Here is a 16,392-nt window from a genome sequence, read left to right as displayed (position 1 = left end):
TGACCCTAAGCCGCCCGGTTTCCAGAGAACACGGCCGGCGGCAGCGGCTCGCGGCCGAGGATCAGGTCGGCGCCCTTTTCGCCGACCATGATGGTCGGCGCATTGGTGTTGGAGGAGGGCACGCGCGGCATCACCGAGGCGTCGCAGATGCGCAGGCCCTCAATGCCGCGCAGCCGCAGATCCGGTGTCACCACAGCCATGTCGTCGTGGCCCATACGGCAGGTGCCGACAGGATGGTGGTCGGTCTTGGAACTGCGGCAAGCATAATCGAACAGCTCGTCGTCGCTGGCGAGAGACGGGCCGGGGAGCACTTCGCGCATCACATAAGGGGCAAGCGCCTTCTGCCGCATGATCTCGCGCGCCAGTCTCAGCCCCTTGATCGACATGGCGCGGTCATAGGGGTCGGACCAGTAGTTCGGGTCGATCAACGGGTGGTCGGCGGGATCGGCACTTTTCAGCCGCACCGTGCCGCGCGAGCGCGGCCGCAGGAAGGCCGAGTTCAAGGTGACACCCGGGTTTTTCAGCTTCTCGACGCCGGCCTCGATGCCGGAGCCCAAGCCGAGATGGAACTGGATGTCGGGCGAGGCGGCAGTCGGGTCGGCATACCAGAAGCCGCCGGTCTCGAACAGGCTGGAGGCCACCGGCCCCTTCTTCAGGAGCAGATATTGCAGGCCCGCCCAAGCCGTCCGGTGCAGCTTCGCGTAGTTGTCATAGGTGTGGTCGCCGGTGCATTCGGCGATGACGAACAGATCGAGATGATCCTGCATGTTGGAGCCGACGCCGGGCAGGTCATGAACCGGCGTCACGCCGACCGCCTTCAGATGGTCAGCCGGACCGATGCCCGATTGCATCAAGAGCTTCGGCGAGCCAATGGCGCCGGACGAGACGATCACCTCGCGCTCGGCGCGCAGGATTTTCTTCTCGCCGCCCGGTCTGTCGACAATTTCGACGCCGATGGCACGGCCCTTTTCGACGACAATGCGGGTCACCAGCACATCGGTCCTGACGGTCAGGTTCTTGCGCGCGCGGATCGGTCTGAGATAGGCCACCGAGGCGGAGGAGCGCCTCGCGTCCTTCTGGGTCAACTGGTAATAGCCGACCCCTTCCTGGCTGGCGCCGTTGAAATCCGGATTGAAGGGGATGCCCATCTCCTGGCCGGCTCGAAAATAGGCCTCACAGATCGGCAGCGGCGAAATCGGGTTCGACACGCCGAGCGGGCCCTGGTCGCCGTGAAAGTCGTTGGCGTATCGCTGGTTGTTCTCGGCGCGTTTGAAATAAGGCAGCACATCGCGATAGCCCCAGCCGGCGAGACCCTCTTCCTTCTCCCAGGCATCATAGTCGCGGGCGTTGCCGCGCGTGTAGATCTGAGCGTTGATGGACGAGCCGCCGCCGATCACCTTGGCCTGCGTGTACCAGAAGACACGATCCTTCATGTGCCTCTGCGGCACGGTCGACCAGCCCCAGGAGGCAATGCCCTTGGTCATCTTGGCAAAGCCCGCCGGCATGTGGATATAGGGATGCCAGTCCTTGCCGCCGGCTTCCAGCAGCAGGACCGAATTTGCCGGATCCTCGCTCAATCGGTTGGCCAGAACGCAGCCGGCCGGACCGGCGCCCACGATGATGTAGTCGGTCATGACACTGTCCACTTACAGTCGCGGCACGGAGAGGGCGCCATCGACACTGATGATCGAGCCGGTCGAAAAGCCGAATTTGCCGCCGGCGAGCGCCGCCACCACTGCACCGATATCCGACGCTTCGCCCCAGCGTTTAGCCGGCACCAGTCCGCCGCCGATGAGCGCATCGTATTTAGCGGCCACGCCGGATGTCATGTCGGTGCGGATGATGCCCGGCCGCACCTCGAACACGCCGATGTTTTCGGGCGCAAGCCGCAACGCAAGGTTCTTCACCCACATCGAAAGCCCGGCTTTCGAAATGCAGTAGTCCGGACGTTCGGGCGACGCCATTTCAGCGCTGACCGACGTGATGGTGATAATCGATTTTGTGTGGTCGCCCGGTGTGGCCACCATTGCCTTGGCGACAGCCTGGCTGAGGAACACGGTGCCGCGCAGATTGATGCCCAGCGTGCGGTCGAAATTCTCCGGTTTGAGGTCGAGCAAATCACCGCGCGCGACCGCGCCGACGCCGGCATTGTTGACTAGGCAGTCGATGCGGCCGAAGGCGCGCATCGCGGCATCGACAAGCGTGGTGTGGCTGGCGAGACCGGCGATGTCGCAAGGGGCATAAGCGAATTTCGCGCCGCGCCCGGCGATGCCGGTGGCAAGTCCGTCAGCGGCTGTTTCGGTAAGGTCGGCAACCAGGATGTCGAAGCCGGCATCGGCGAGCGCCTCGGCGCAGGCAAGGCCGATGCCGCGCGCGCCGCCGGTGACGATGGCTGCCGGGCGGGTCATGCGGTCAACTCCATCTTGCGGATATGATCAGCCACCCGCAGCGCTTGTGCCGCGATCGACAGGGCCGGGTTCACGGCGGCCGAGTTCGGCAGGAAGCTGCCATCGACGACGAACAGGTTCCGGTGGTCGAACGACCGGCAGAAGGGGTCGAGCGGCGCGGTCGCCGGATCGTCGCCCATCTTCACCGTGCCGCACTGGTGCGACGGCGTGCGCTTGTCGAAAGGCCGCGACAGAACAATCGGATAGCCGCAAGCGCGAAAATTTTCGCGCATCACCTTGGTCAGTCCGTCGAGTGACTGCATGTTGGAGCGCCGCCATTGCATGACGATGTCCTTGCCGTCGACCATGATGCGGCTTTCCGGATCGGGCAGATCCTCGCACATCAGGTACCAGTCGACAGCGTGGCCGGCCATGAAATCGAGCGCGAATTTTGGTGCGAACTTTACATTGGCCCTCAGCATGTTGCCGTCGATCTTGCCGAGAAGCTGGACATTGCCGAGTGGCTTGCCGCCCTTGCCGTCGGACAGATAGTAGTCGTTCAGCATCAGCGTTTTCTGGTAGACGGCATCGTTGCGGCGGCGCGGGTCGATCGCCAGCATGGCGCTCGAATTGTGGTTCATGAAATTGCGGCCGACCTGGTCGGAGCGGTTGGCGAGGCCTTTGCCGTCTGGCGAGGGCGAGCGCAGCAGGATGACGGCGGAATTGACCGCGCCGGCAGAGAGAATGACCAGCTTCGGCGATACTTTCTTCGCCTCGCCGTCCTGCCGATAGTGGATAGTGGCGATGCTTTTGCCGTCGGGCGACGCTTCCAGGTACTCGACATAGCAGTTGGTCTCGAGCCGGATGTTGCTGTCATTGAGTGCCGCCGCCAGCGGTCCCGTTTGCGCGTCGACCTTGCCCTGGCCGGTGTTGGGAAACGCGTCCCAGCCGGTCTTGCCGTCCTTCAGCCAGGTGTCGATATCGACGCCGAGCGGCAGCGAGGCCGGATGTAGGCCTAGATTCTTGAGTTCGGCGCGGGCGCGGGCGATCGGCGCCTCGTCGGGCACTGGCTTGTAGGCATAGGGGATCGAGTGGAACGGCTCGGTCGGGTCCTCGCCCAGTGCACCGCGCACGCGAAACAGCTGTTCGGCTTTCGAATACCAGGGCTCGAACTCCTCATAGGAAAACGGCCAGGCCGGCGAGACGCCGCCGAAATGCTCCATCGCGGCAAAGTCTTCCCTGCGGTAGCGGATCAGCACAGCGCCATAGAATTTCGAATTGCCGCCGACATAATAGTAGTTGCCGGGGTTGAAGGCAGCGCCTCCGGCCTCGCGCCACATCTCCTTCGGCCGGTAGTGGCCGTTGACGAAAATCGAACGCGTGTCACGCGCGTGCGGCGTCGCCGGCAACGGCACACCGCGTTCCAGCATCAGGATGTTCGCGCCGCTGCCGGCAAGGCCGGAGGCGATCGTTGCGCCGCCTATGCCGGAGCCGATGATGACGATGTCCGGATTTGTCATGGCCGTCAGCGAATGCGGCTCTCGGTCGCCGGATCGAAGAACACCGCCTTTGTCAGGTTGAAGGCGAGCGGCGTGTTGGTGCCCGGCTGGATGTTGGCGTCGGCACGCAGCCGCGCCACCACGCCCTTGCCGCCGAGATTGGTGACGGCGAAGGTGTCGGAGCCTGCCGGTTCGACGACCTCGATGTGGCAGTCGGCGGTGGCGATGTTCGAGGCGTTGCGTTCGGCGCCTTCCGGGTCGGTCAGCGCCTCAGGGCGGACGCCGAAGATGATCGGCTTGCCCTGGAATGCCGACAGGCCGGCCGGTGCATTGGCCATCGGCAGGTTGATCGGCTCGCGCGCCTCGCGCTGGAGCACGACAGACAGCGCATTGCCGTTGGTGCCGATCGTTGCCGGGATCAGGTTCATCGCCGGCGAGCCCATGAAATCGGCGACGAAGAGATTGGTCGGGTTGTTGTAGATTTCGGCCGGAGTGCCGAACTGCTGTACCTCGCCGTCGCGCATGACAGCAATCTTGGTCGCCAGCGTCATCGCCTCGATCTGGTCGTGGGTGACGTAGACGATGGTGGTGCCGGTGGTGGCGTGCAGGCGCTTGATCTCGATGCGCATGTCGACGCGCAGCTTGGCGTCGAGGTTGGAGAGCGGCTCGTCGAACAGGAACAGTTTGGGGTCGCGCACCAGAGCCCGGCCCATGGCGACTCGCTGGCGCTGGCCGCCGGAAAGCTGGCTCGGCTTGCGCTGCAGCAGGTGGCCGATCTGCAAGACCTTCGCCACCTTGTCGATCGCCTTCTGGCGCTCCGCCGCCGGCACGCCGCGCATCTCCATGCCGAAGGAGATGTTTCCGGCCACCGTCATGTTCGGGTAGAGCGCATAGCTCTGGAACACCATGGCGATGTCGCGCTTCGAGGGATGCAGATCGTTGATCTGGCGGCCGTCGACGCGGATTTCGCCCGAGGTGATCGTCTCCAGACCAGCAATGGTATTGAGAAGCGTGGACTTGCCGCAGCCGGACGGGCCGACCAGCACCAGGAAGCCGCCTTTCTCGAGCTCGACATCGATCCCCTTGAGGATCTCCACCTGGCCGAAGCGCTTTCTCAGACCATCAATTTCCAGAAAAGCCATCAGATTATCCTTTGACGGCGCCAGCCATGAGACCGCGCACGAAGTAGCGGCCGGCGAGCACATAGACGAGAAGGGTGGGCAGCGCGGCGATCATCGCGGCCGCCATGTTGACGTTGTATTCGACGACGCCGGTCGACGTGTTGACGACGTTGTTGAGCGCCACCGTCATCGGCATCACGTCGCCGGAGCCGGCATAGGCGGAGGCGAATAGGAAGTCGTTCCAGATGTTGGTGAACTGGTAGATCACCGTCACCACGATGATCGGCAGTGAGTTGGGCAGCATGATGCGCCGGAAGATCTGGAAGAAGCTTGCCCCGTCGACCTGCGCCGCCTTGACAAGTTCGGTTGGGAACGCCTCGTAGTAGTTGCGGAAGAACAGCGTGGTGAAGCCGATGCCGTAGACGACGTGGACGAAGACCAGGTTGACTGTCGAATTACCAAGGCCGAAGCTCGTTCCGGTCGCATTCTGCAAAGTCACGCCGAAACGGCCGATGCTGCCAAGGATGGTCGCCATCGGCAACAGCACCGATTGGAATGGGATGAAGCAGGCAAACAGCATCAGCCCGAACACCAGCGTCGCCCCGCGAAAGCGCCATTTTGTCAGCACATAGCCGTTGAGCGCGCCGAGCAGGGTCGAGATGATGACTGCTGGAACCACCATCTTGATCGAGTTCCAGAAATAGCCCTTCATGCCGACGCAGGTCAGGCCCGAGCAAACTTCGCTCCACGCCTTTATCCATGGGTCGAAGGTCGGCGCTTGCGGCAGCGCCAGCATGTTGCCGTTCTGGATCTCTTCCATGGTCTTGAACGAGGTCACCAGCATGACGAACAGCGGCATCAGGTAGAACAGCGCAAACAGCGCCAAGAGGCCGTAGATGACGATGCGGTTGATGAGCTTGACGTTGACGCCACCGGACTGGCGGGCGGGAGTGGTGACGGCGCTCATCGCGGCTTCTCCCGCAGTTCCGAATAGAGATAGGGCACGATGATGGCGACGATGGTCATCAGCATGATCACAGCGCTGGCCGAGCCGACGGCCATCTCGTTGCGCTTGAAGGTGTACTCATACATGAAGTTGGACGGCAGCCAGGCCGACCCGCCGGGGCCGCCGCTGGTCAACGCCACGACAAGGTCATACGACTTGATGGCGAGGTGCGCGAGCACGATGAAGGCCGATAGGAAGATCGGCCGCAGCAGCGGGATGACGATGCGGCGGTAGAGCTGGAAGGTGGTGGCGCCATCGATCTGCGCCGCCTTCATGATCTCGCCGTCGATGCCGCGCAGACCGGCCAGGAACATCGCCATGATGAAGCCCGAAGCCTGCCAGACGCCGGCGATGACCACCGTGTAGATGACGAAATCCTTATTCTTGATCCAGTCGAAATGGAAGCTCGTCCAGCCCCATTGATGCAAGGTCTGCTCGAGGCCGAGGCCAGGATCGAGGAACCATTTCCAGGCGACGCCGGTGACGATGAAGGACAGCGCCATCGGGTAGAGATAGATCGGCCTCAACACGCCTTCGCCGCGGATCTTCTGGTCGAGCAGGATGGCCAGGAACAGGCCGAGCGCCAGGCAGATGAAGATGTAGAGAAAACCGAAAATGCCCATGTTGGTGATCGACGTGTACCAGCTCGATGGCGGGTCGGTGTCGAAGGTCCAGCCCCACAGCCGCTGATAAGCACGCGAGCCGGTGATGGCATAGGACGGGAAGGTCTTGGAATTGGTGAAGGACAGATAGATCGTCCACAGGATGAAGCCGTAGACGAAGACGATTGTGATGGCGAAGCTCGGTGCCAGCACGATCTTAGGCAGCGCATCCTGCAGGCGCGAGCGCACCGAGTTGCGCGGGCGTGCGTGCTCCGGCGTCAGCTTGATCTGGCTTGTCGCTACTGTGCTCATGAGGCTCCTCCCGTCGACACGCGGCCAACCAGCTTCGCGGATCGGAGCCTTCCCCGCCGGAGCGGGGAAGGCGTTTTTGGTGTGTGGCGCTTACTTGGCGTCGTCGATGGCCTTGACCAGCTCGGTCACGGCCTCGTCAGAGGTCTTGATCTGGCCATGGACGAACTTGGAGACGACATCCTTGTAGGCGTTGGCGACCGCCGGAGGCGCGCCATAGCCCTGGGCCAGCGAGCCGAACAGCGTGCCGCCTTCGTTGGCTGCCTTCAGGTCGGCGATGCCCTTCTTGCCGCAAGCGTCGAAGTCAGTGTCCGGAACGTCGGTACGGGCGGGAACCGAACCCTTGACGACGTTGAAAGCCGACTGGAAGCTCTTCGACAGGGTGGCGGTGGCCAATGCGACCTGGGCGGCCTTGCGGTCGTCCGGAACGTTGAACATGCCGAACATGTCGGAGTTGTAGACCACTGAGCCTTCGGTGCCCGGGAAGCGATAGCACAGGAAGTCCGTGCCCGGCGTTTTCTTAGCGGCGTTAAACTCGCCCTTGGCCCAGTCGCCCATGACCTGCACAAGGGCATCGCCCTTGATGACCATGGCGGTGGCAAGGTTCCAGTCGCGGCCCGAGAAGTTCGGGTCGACATAGGTGACGAGCTTGGCGAGGTTGTCGAACGACTTCTTCATCGTGTCGGACTTGAGAGACTCGTCGTCGAGGTCGTTGAAGGCCTTCTTGTAGAACTCAGGTCCGCCGGTCGACAGCACGACCGAGTCGAACATGGTGGCTTCCTGCCAGTTCTGGCCGCCGAGAGCGAGCGGGATCACGCCTGCCGCCTTGGCTTTGTCGAGCAGGGCAACGAAGTCGTCGAAGGTTTTCGGCTCGGTGCCGCCGATCTTGTCCATGACGGCCTTGTTGATCCACAGCCAGTTGACCGAGTGGACGTTGACCGGAGCCGCAACCCACTTGCCTTCATAGACCGAGAACTTCTGCAGGGCGGCCGGAACGGACTTGTCCCAGCCTTCCTTCTTCGCCGTCTCGGTCAGGTCGCCCATGACGCCGGCAGCGGCATAGTCGAGCACGGTGTAGCCGAGCATCTGCGAGGCGGTCGGGTAATTGCCGGCCGCGACCATTGCCTTCAGCGCGGTCATGGCAGCGTCGCCGCCACCGCCGGCCACCGGCACGTCTTTCCAGGCGTAACCTTCCTTGGCCAGGTCACCCTTGAGGACGTTGAGAGCAGCCGCTTCGCCGCCTGATGTCCACCAATGCAGCATCTGGACTTCCTTGACGTCCTCGGCATGAGCCGCGAAAGCCAGACCGGATGCGAGAGCCGTTCCGATAAGCAGTTTGCGCAACATGTACTTCCTCCCTTGTTGCATTACACGACCGGTGGAAGCCCACCGGGTTCTTCTCAACTCAGCCGACCCACCATCCGGTGCGTTGGCCGCGGTGAAACTGGATTGTCTTTTCTTCGGTATAGTCCTCGACGGCGCGTTTGCCGAGTTCGCGTCCGATACCGGACTGCTTGTAACCCCCAAAGGGGAGCTCGGGATAACCTTCCATGAATGTGTTCACCCAGACGGTCCCCGAACGCACGCCACGCGCCACCGACATGCAAGTGTCGATGCTGGCGCTCCACACGCCCGCCGACAAACCATAGGGCGTGTTGTTGGCGATGTGCAACGCCCTTTCAATCGATTCAAAGGTCAGCACCGAGAGCACCGGGCCGAAAACTTCCTCGCGCGCTATGGCCATCTCCTCGGTGACGCCGCGGATGATGGTGGGATCGAGGTATTGGCCGGCATTGGAGGCCAGCTGCTTGCCGCCGCTGTAGACGCTGCTGCCTTCGGTTGCGGCTGCGGCAACGTAACCGGCCACCTTGGCCAAATGGTCCGATGAGATCATCGCGCCGACCTTGGTACGGTCATCGAGCGGATCGCCGACCGCCACCATGGCGGTGAGCGCCTTGACGGCGGCAAGAAAATCGTCGGCGATCGCCTCGTGCACGATCAACCTGCTGCCGGCATTGCAGCATTCGCCGGCGTTGAAGAAGCCGCCGAACACCGCCGCGTCGGCGGCCGCCTCGAGGTCGGCGTCGGGGAAGACGATCTGGCCGTTCTTGCCACCGAGCTCCATCGAGACTTTCTTCAGCGACTTCGCTGCCGAGGCCATCGTCATCTTGCCGACGCTGGTGGAGCCGGTGAACGACACCATCTCGACCAGGGGATGACTGACCATCGGGGCGCCGACATCGGCGCCGAGACCTGCAAGGATGTTGACGACACCGGCGGGCAGGCCGGCCTGCATCAGGATATCGCCGAGCACGAAGGTCGAGGCGGAGGTCATCTCGCTCGGCTTGACCACCGCTGTGCAGCCGGCTGCAAGCGCGAAGGGCAGCTTCTGGCTGACGATCAGGAAGGGGAAATTCCACGGCGTGATGATCGAGACGACACCGATCGGTTCGCGCAGCACGACGCCCAGCATGTCATCGCCGAGATTGGCGTAGGATTCGCCGTGCAGCGTGCGGGCGAGCGAGGCGGCATAGCGCCAGATGTCGACGGCACCGCCAATCTCGCCGCGCGCCTGGGCGATCGGCTTGCCTGATTCCAGCGCGTCGAGCCGGGCGATCTCTTCCAGCCGTGCCTCGATCAAGTCGGCCGCCCTGAGCAGGATCGCGGCACGCTCGGCCGCCTTCATGCGTGGCCATGGGCCGGTTTCGAACGCCTTGTGCGCGGCCTGGACCGCGGCTTTCACTTCGGCCTCGCCGGCCTGCGCATAGTGCGAGACGGTGAAGCCGTGGCCGGGGCTCTGGCGCGTAATCGTGCGGCCGTCGCGGGCATCGACATGCTTGCCGTCGATCAGCAGCTTGTACGCCTTTGGCGCCGCGGACGCCTCGGCCGGCATGGAAATCTTGAGGGGTGCGTTCATAGTTTTCCTCTAGGATCTCGAAAAGGCCGGCTTCTGCTTGGTCTTGAAAGCGCCGACACCGGCCTTGAGGTCGCTCGTCAAGGCGATGAAGCCGCTGGCCAGCGCTTCCGTGGCGGCGGCACTTTCCTCGCCTTCAGCGACCGCGATCATCAATTTGGCGGCTTCCGTCGCCAGTGGTCCGCGCTCGGCGATCTTTTCGCCCCATGCCCTGGCTTCGTCGTGTGCCTTGCCGGTTTCGACCACCCGGTCGACCAAACCCAGGGCCAGCGCTTCGGGCGCGAGCAAGATCTCGCCGCCCAGCGCCATGCGACGCACCGTCTGCGCGCCGAAACGGCGCACGGCGCGCTGTGTGCCGGACCAGCCCGGCACGACGCCGATCGAGGTTTCGGGGAAGCCCAATTTCACCTGTGTTTCCGCGACGCGGAAATCGCAAGCCACGGCCAATTCCAGCCCGCCGCCCAGCGCATGGCCGGACAGTACGGCGATGGTCGGCTGCCGCAGCCGCGCTAGCCGGTCGAACACGCGGTGGCCGTAACGCACCCATTGCACCTGGAAATCGGCCGCACTCATTTGCGCCCAGGCCTCGACATCGCCGCCCGCGCAAAAGCCCTTGCCCTCGCCGGAAAGCAGCACGACACGCACGCCTTGCGCCATCTCGGCCGCGTCGAGCGTCGTCTCCAGCGCCCGCAGCATCGGGATGTCGAGCGCGTTGAATTTCTCCGGCCGGCGCAGCGTGACGATGCCGATGCCGCCATCCTGCTCGAAGGTGACGAGACGCTCAGCCATGCGCGCCTCCAAGCGAGGCGCCGCCATCCAGCGACAGGCCGATCGGCTGGTCGCGATAGAGCGCTTCCGGGGTCGTCTTGAGATCCTTGGCGATGCCCAACGGAATTTCCGATTGCGCCAGCACATCGCGCTGCAGGTCGATGCCCGGGGCGAGTTCGGTGACGACCAGACCTTCCGGTGTCAGCTTCATCACGCAGCGCTCGGTGACGTAAGTGATGTCTTGGCCCTGCGCGACCGCGCGCTTGCCCGAGAACGAGATGTGCTCGACCTCGTTGACCACCTTCTTGATCTTGCCTTCCTGATCAATGCGGATGCCGCCATCGGCCAGCGACAGCTTGGCGCCGGCATTGAAAAAGCCGGAGAAGACAATCTTCTTCGCCCGTGCGGTGATGTCGACAAAGCCGCCGGCGCCGGCCGTCACATGCGGGCGCGCTGAAAGCTTCGACACGTTGACAGAGCCGTGACGGTCGATCTGCAGGAAGGACAGCAGCGACGCATCGAAACCGCCGGCCTGGAAATAGATGAACTGGTGCGGCGAGGGCATGAAGGCGTCGGCGTTCGACGAGCAGCCGAACTTGAAATCGAGTAGCGGTACGCCGCCGACCGCGCCCTGTTCGATGACCCAGGTGACCTTGCCGTGCTGGCCTTCCTCGAGAAGGATACGCGGCACATTGGCGGAAATGCCGAAGCCGATGTTGACGGCCATGCCGTCGCGCAGTTCCATGGCGACGCGGCGCGCGATCACCTTCTGGACATTCATCTCCGCGTTGCGGAAACTCGACAGCGGCCGGAAGATCTCGCCCGAGATTGCCGGATCGTAAGGCGTCAGCGTCGTCTGCAACTGATCGGGCGCAACGACGATATGGTCGACCAGCACGCCGGGAACGCGTACATCATGCGGTTTCAGTGTGCCGTTTTCGACGACGCGCTTGACCTGCGCGATGACGACACCGCCATTGTTGCGGGCGGCCAGCGCCTGTTCCAGCCCGCCGAGATAGGCGCCCTCATGCTCGTAAGTGAGGTTGCCGCGCTCGTCGGCCGTGGTGGCGCGGATGATCGAAACATCAGGCACGATCGAGCGGAAATAGAGCCATTCCTCGCCGTCGAACTGCTGCACCGATACGATCGGCTCGCTGGCGGCGGCGTTCATGGCGCAGCCCTGGTGGCGGGGGTCGGCGAAGGTGTCGAGACCGACCTTGGTCAGCACGCCCGGCCGCTTTGCGGCAGCCTCGCGGTGCATGTCGAACAGGATGCCGGATGGCACGTTGTAGGCGGCGACCGAATTGTCGCCGATCATTTTCCAGATATGCGGTGGTTCGGAAGAGGAGGGGCCGGACGGATAGGAGCCGCACAAAGTGCGCTTCAGCAGGCCGGGCTTGGCCAGATGGTCAATGCCCTTGATGCCGTACATGTCGCCGGCGGCGATCGGGTGGAGCGTGGTGATGTTCTTCGGATGACCTTCGCTATCGAAGCGTTCGCCGATCGCGGCCAGAACGGCGTCGGGGCAGCCGAGGCCGCTCGATGAGGACACCGACACGACCATGCCGTCCTTGATCAGGCCCGCTGCCTGCGCTACCGAAACCATCTTGCTCAATTCATGCTCCCGAGTTTCGGGTCGATTTTGACGGCCTTGCCGGAACTGGCCGATTGCAGCGCTGCTTCGGCAGCGGTCAGCGACCAGATACCGTCCTCGCCGGTGGCGGCTGGCTGGCCCTCGCCATGGATCGCAGCATGGAATTGGCGCACGGAGCGTGAATAAAGGTCTTCGCGGGCGAAGCTCAATTCCTCTTCGCCTGCTGCCGTGCGCAGCAGCACCGAGCCGATCGGCTTCTGGGTCATCACATTGCTGGCGATCAGCGACCCTTCCGAACCGTGCACCTCGAAGCCGGTGCCGGCGAATTTGGTGGTGAAGCCCTCATGCGACTGGGCGATGACGCCCGATTTGAAGCGCCAGATGCACATGGCGCCATCTTCCAATCCCGCGCCGGCCATGCCGGCCGACTGCGTGAAGGCAGACACCTCGACCGGGTCGTCGCCGAGCACGAAACGCAGCGTGTCAGCGTCATGCACGGTGATGTCGAGTACCACGCCGCCGCCTGCCTCGGGTTTGGCGATGCGCCAGCCCTGCAGATTCTCCGGCAGATAGACCGAATGGAAGACGCGCGCGGCAATCGGCTTGCCGATGCGGCCGGCGGCGATCGCCTCGCGCATGGTGCGGTGCGCGCCGGCATTGCGCAGATGATGGTTGGTGCCGAGCACGATGCCGGCAGCCTTGGCGGCAGTGACCATTGTGCGCGCATCGGCGCTGCTCAGCGCCAGCGGCTTTTCGCACAGCACGTGCTTTCCCGCCTTGATGGCCGCGAGCGCCTGTTCGAGATGCAATTCGTTGGTGGTCGAGATGTAGACGGCGTCGATGTCGGCGCCGAGCAGGCCATCAAGCGTCGAGACGGCAAGCGGAATGTTGTTTTCCCCGGCATAGGCCGTGGCGCGCTCAGGACTGGAACTCATCACCGCCACGATCTCGCCATCGCCTTGCGCACGGATGGCGTCGATCATGAACTGCCTGGCGATCGTGCTGGCGCCGATCAAGCCCCATTTGACGCTCATGCCGCGTCCCCCGAACCCGCGGGCCTGTTTCGGGCGCGACGATCCGGGCCGCAGCTTTCCCTGACCACGAGATTGACCGCGCCGATATGGTCTTCGGCGCGGGTAGTGCGCGACTGGATCATTTTCAGCATGACATGGGCGGCGCGTTCGCCGAGGCCCGCCGAGTCCACCGCAACGCTGGTCAGAGCCGGCATATAGTGCTCGGCCTCGGCCACGTCGTCGAAGCCGACGACGGCGAAATCCGCGCCCGGCTCAAGCCCGCGCTTGCGCAGCGCCAGCATGGCGCCAAAGGCGACGGCGTCGTTGAAGCAGAGTGCCGCAGTCGGCGGTTCAGCCATCGCGAGAGCGGTCTCCAGGCATGCGATACCACCTCTGCGGCTGGTCTCGCCTTCGACGACAAGTGCGTCGCGGGCGGCGATGCCCTGCGTCTCACAGGCTTCGCGAAATCCGCCAAGCCGCTCGTGATAGACCACCAGATCGGACGAGCCGCCGAAGAAGACCAGCCGGCGATGTCCCTTGCCAATCAGATGAGCGGTGGCGAGATAGGCCCCGCGATGATTGTCGGGCGCGATCACGGGGATGCGGCTTTCCGGTAGCCGGCGCATGGCGAAGACCACCGGCAGGCCCGCCGTCTCGATCTTGCGGAAGGCGCCCGGTGTCGTGCCGCGGGCCGGCGACACGATGAGGCCAGCGACGCCTTGCTCCATCAGCGATTTCAGCACTTCTTCCTGGCGCACCGGATTTTCCGCCGTGTTGGCGATGAACGGCACGATGCCGGCCGACTGGAAGACGCGCTCCATGCCGACCGCCAGTTCGGCGAAGAATGGATTGGTGAGGTCGTTGATGACCATGCCGATGACGTTGGAGTGAGCCTTGCGCAGATTGGCGGCGCCGCGGTTGTAGACGTAACCGACATCCTCGATCGCCTTGCGCACCTTGCTTGCGGTCTCAGGCCGGATCAGCCCGCTGCCCTGGAGCACGAGCGATACCGTCGATTTGGACACGCCCGCTTCGCGGGCGATGTCGAATATCGTCGCCTTGGCCCGGCTGGCCATCGAGATGCACCCTCCCAACATTGTGATCGAGTTTTATTGGAACGTTCTAATCATCGGTTCGATCCCGAGTCAATCCAGATTTCTTCTCAGCCGGAAAATCAATTGTGCGTACTCAAATGGCCTAGTCTGTAAGGCTTTCCGCGCTGCGATGCAGCATTTGCCTGTGAATGAACTCTGAATCCTAAAGGTTCTTGATTTATTGGAACGTTCCATTTATAGGCGCGGCAAGGGAGAGCTCGATGGACATTTCCTTGCCTGGTGAGAATGGCCGCAGCGCCCGCTATGCGCTTGCCGGCCAGCCGGTTCAGCCGGTGATCGGCGCGCGGTTTTCGCGCATCGCCTATGCCGCCGCGCACGTCGTTGCCGATCCGCTTGCGATGACCGATCCTTGGTCCAGGCCGGTGGTCGACTGGGACGGGACGATGGCGTTCCGGCACCATCTGTGGCGGCTCGGCTTCCGCATCGCGGAGGCGATGGATACGTCGCAGCGCGGCATGGGTTTCGACTGGACAAATGCGCAGGAATTGATCCGCCGCTCGATCGCCGAGGCGCGCACCGTCGACGGCGCCGATCTGGCCTCGGGCGCTGGGACCGATCATCTGACGCCGGCCGCTGCCAGGACGCTTGATGACGTGATCACCGCCTATGAGCAGCAGTTCGCCTTCATCGAAGGGCTGGGCGGCAAGGCGATCATGATGGCCAGCCGCGCGCTGGCGAAAGTGGCCAACGGTCCCGACGATTATGTCAGCGTCTACGACCGCATCCTGTCCCAGGCTTCCGGCAAGGTCATCCTGCACTGGCTGGGCGACATGTTCGATCCGGCGCTCAGGGGCTATTGGGGCAGCAGCGATTTCGAAGCGGCGCTCGACACCGTCGTCGCCATCATCGAACGCCACGCTGGCAAGGTGGAAGGGATAAAAATCTCGCTGCTCGATGCCGGCAAGGAGGTCGCGCTCAGAAACCGCCTGCCGGACGGTGTCGTCATGTTCACCGGTGACGACTTCAACTATCCCGAACTGATCGCCGGCAACGAGCAAAGGCATTCGCATGCGCTGCTCGGCATTTTCGACGCCATCGCGCCGGTCGCCAATGCAGCACTGGCGAAACTGGCGGATGGGGACCGCGCCGGCTATGACGCCTTGATGGCGCCGACCGTGCCGCTATCGCGAAAAATCTTCGAGGCGCCGACCGAATATTACAAGGCCGGCATCGTCTTCATGGCATGGCTGAACGGCCATCAGGATCATTTTGCTATGGTTGGCGGCATGCAGTCGGCGCGCGGCATCCGTCACTATGCGGATATTTTCCGCCTTGCCGACCAGGCTGGGTTGCTGGCCGATCCGGACTTGGCGGTTGCCAGGATGAAGGATCTTTGCGCCGTGGCGGGCGTCTAGGTCCGCGACGAGGCTGGCCCTCGAAGCAGCCGGTCGTGCGGGACTTGCTGTCACGCGAACGCCGCGCCTGCTTCAAACAATAGCTCCGGGGCATGGAGGTCTCGTGAGGTCCCCCTCCATCGCCGTGCGGCACAAAATGATCTTCGCCGGCATGCGCAATTTCTTTTGAACCAATTTCTCCCGAGGCGCGACCAAGCGGTGTGTCCAAAGCACGGTCCATCAAGGAGAGCGTCTCATGTTTACTGTTTCAAGAAACGTCCTTTTGGCCGCCATCGCCGTTTCGGTGCTGGCCGGCTGCAAGACAACCAGTCCCAGGGAATGCGACAGGCTGAAGCCCGGCGTAACCTACAACGGCAAATGCTGCGGCATCGGCGAGCCTTGTCGCGAAGGCAAGGGCGGCACCTCGGACAGGCCGGGAAATACGCCCGATCCAGAGCCGCAATGATCTGATCGCCAATGATCTGATCGCCGCGGCCCGTTTCGGTCAACGCCGAGACGGGCGCGTTGCGTGATCGAAAACGTCCGCCGCGCCATCTACCCTTGCGAAGACGTCAACCGGCTCTGGCGAGCCAGGATGCCGACATAACATCTAATTGTCTGAATTGGATGGTGGGCGTGACAGGGATTGAACCTGTGACCCCTGCAATGTCAATGCAGTGCTCTCCCGCTGAGCTACACGCCCATCCGAAGCCGCGCATACACCATTTTT

14 protein-coding genes and 1 tRNA gene are annotated in these 16,392 nt (G+C 63.3%); 2 read left to right on the top strand and 13 right to left on the bottom strand.

The window, feature by feature from the left end:
* Window positions 1-5: 5 nt before the first annotated feature.
* The 12 genes from NKI38_RS03425 to NKI38_RS03370 all read right to left on the bottom strand — a co-directional run bounded on the left by NKI38_RS03425 (window position 6) and on the right by NKI38_RS03370 (window position 14,289).
* Window positions 6-1,634, bottom strand: a complete 1,629-nt coding sequence (locus NKI38_RS03425; RefSeq protein ID WP_352654781.1) for a GMC family oxidoreductase — start codon at window positions 1,632-1,634, stop codon at window positions 6-8.
* A gap of 12 nt (window positions 1,635-1,646) precedes the next feature.
* On the bottom strand, window positions 1,647-2,408 hold the full coding sequence (locus NKI38_RS03420) for a 3-ketoacyl-ACP reductase (RefSeq protein WP_352654779.1): 762 nt from the start codon (window positions 2,406-2,408) through the stop codon (window positions 1,647-1,649).
* Entirely contained in the window at window positions 2,405-3,907 is a 1,503-nt protein-coding gene (locus NKI38_RS03415; protein ID WP_352654777.1) for an FAD-dependent oxidoreductase, read from the bottom strand. The genes NKI38_RS03420 and NKI38_RS03415 overlap by 4 nt, the downstream gene beginning before the upstream one ends.
* A 5-nt stretch (window positions 3,908-3,912) precedes the next feature.
* Window positions 3,913-5,028, bottom strand: coding sequence for an ABC transporter ATP-binding protein (locus NKI38_RS03410; RefSeq protein ID WP_352654775.1), 1,116 nt, complete (start codon window positions 5,026-5,028; stop codon window positions 3,913-3,915).
* A gap of 4 nt (window positions 5,029-5,032) precedes the next feature.
* On the bottom strand, window positions 5,033-5,974 hold the full coding sequence (locus tag NKI38_RS03405) for a carbohydrate ABC transporter permease (protein ID WP_352654773.1): 942 nt from the start codon (window positions 5,972-5,974) through the stop codon (window positions 5,033-5,035).
* On the bottom strand, window positions 5,971-6,927 hold the full coding sequence (locus NKI38_RS03400; protein WP_352654771.1) for a carbohydrate ABC transporter permease: 957 nt from the start codon (window positions 6,925-6,927) through the stop codon (window positions 5,971-5,973). Before NKI38_RS03400 ends, NKI38_RS03405 begins: the two co-directional genes overlap by 4 nt.
* Window positions 6,928-7,017: 90 nt before the next feature.
* Window positions 7,018-8,271 (bottom strand): ABC transporter substrate-binding protein, encoded by a 1,254-nt coding sequence (locus NKI38_RS03395; protein ID WP_352632755.1) that lies wholly within the window; start codon window positions 8,269-8,271, stop codon window positions 7,018-7,020.
* Window positions 8,272-8,329: 58 nt separating this feature from the next.
* On the bottom strand, window positions 8,330-9,841 hold the full coding sequence (locus NKI38_RS03390; protein ID WP_352654769.1) for an aldehyde dehydrogenase family protein: 1,512 nt from the start codon (window positions 9,839-9,841) through the stop codon (window positions 8,330-8,332).
* 9 nt (window positions 9,842-9,850) lie between these two features.
* Entirely contained in the window at window positions 9,851-10,627 is a 777-nt protein-coding gene (locus NKI38_RS03385; RefSeq protein WP_352654767.1) for an enoyl-CoA hydratase/isomerase family protein, read from the bottom strand.
* A complete protein-coding gene (locus tag NKI38_RS03380; RefSeq protein WP_352654949.1) occupies window positions 10,620-12,212 on the bottom strand; it encodes an acyl CoA:acetate/3-ketoacid CoA transferase in 1,593 nt (530 codons plus the stop codon). Before NKI38_RS03380 ends, NKI38_RS03385 begins: the two co-directional genes overlap by 8 nt.
* Window positions 12,213-12,217: 5 nt before the next feature.
* Window positions 12,218-13,234: a Gfo/Idh/MocA family protein gene (locus tag NKI38_RS03375; protein WP_352654765.1), complete on the bottom strand. Its 1,017-nt coding sequence runs from the start codon at window positions 13,232-13,234 to the stop codon at window positions 12,218-12,220.
* The gene (locus tag NKI38_RS03370; protein WP_352654763.1) at window positions 13,231-14,289 is read right to left on the bottom strand and encodes a LacI family DNA-binding transcriptional regulator; all 1,059 of its coding nucleotides are present in this window, start codon (window positions 14,287-14,289) and stop codon (window positions 13,231-13,233) included. Before NKI38_RS03370 ends, NKI38_RS03375 begins: the two co-directional genes overlap by 4 nt.
* Window positions 14,290-14,528: 239 nt before the next feature.
* On the opposite strand from NKI38_RS03370, the gene NKI38_RS03365 reads away from it, so the two are divergent.
* Both NKI38_RS03365 and NKI38_RS03360 read left to right on the top strand, forming a co-directional pair.
* Window positions 14,529-15,683 carry a dihydrodipicolinate synthase family protein gene (locus tag NKI38_RS03365; RefSeq protein ID WP_352654761.1) on the top strand — a complete coding sequence of 385 codons (1,155 nt, stop codon included), beginning with the start codon at window positions 14,529-14,531 and terminating at the stop codon, window positions 15,681-15,683.
* Between the two features lie 235 nt (window positions 15,684-15,918).
* Window positions 15,919-16,128 (top strand): hypothetical protein, encoded by a 210-nt coding sequence (locus NKI38_RS03360; protein WP_352654760.1) that lies wholly within the window; start codon window positions 15,919-15,921, stop codon window positions 16,126-16,128.
* Window positions 16,129-16,290: 162 nt separating this feature from the next.
* Here the strand turns inward: NKI38_RS03360 and NKI38_RS03355 are convergent.
* Window positions 16,291-16,365: transfer RNA gene (locus tag NKI38_RS03355), tRNA-Val, on the bottom strand.
* Window positions 16,366-16,392 lie beyond the last annotated feature (27 nt).

The sequence above is a fragment of the Mesorhizobium sp. M0621 genome, from assembly GCF_040320745.1.
GTDB lineage: Bacteria > Pseudomonadota > Alphaproteobacteria > Rhizobiales > Rhizobiaceae > Mesorhizobium.
This window is presented reverse-complemented; position numbering and strand designations above follow the sequence as displayed.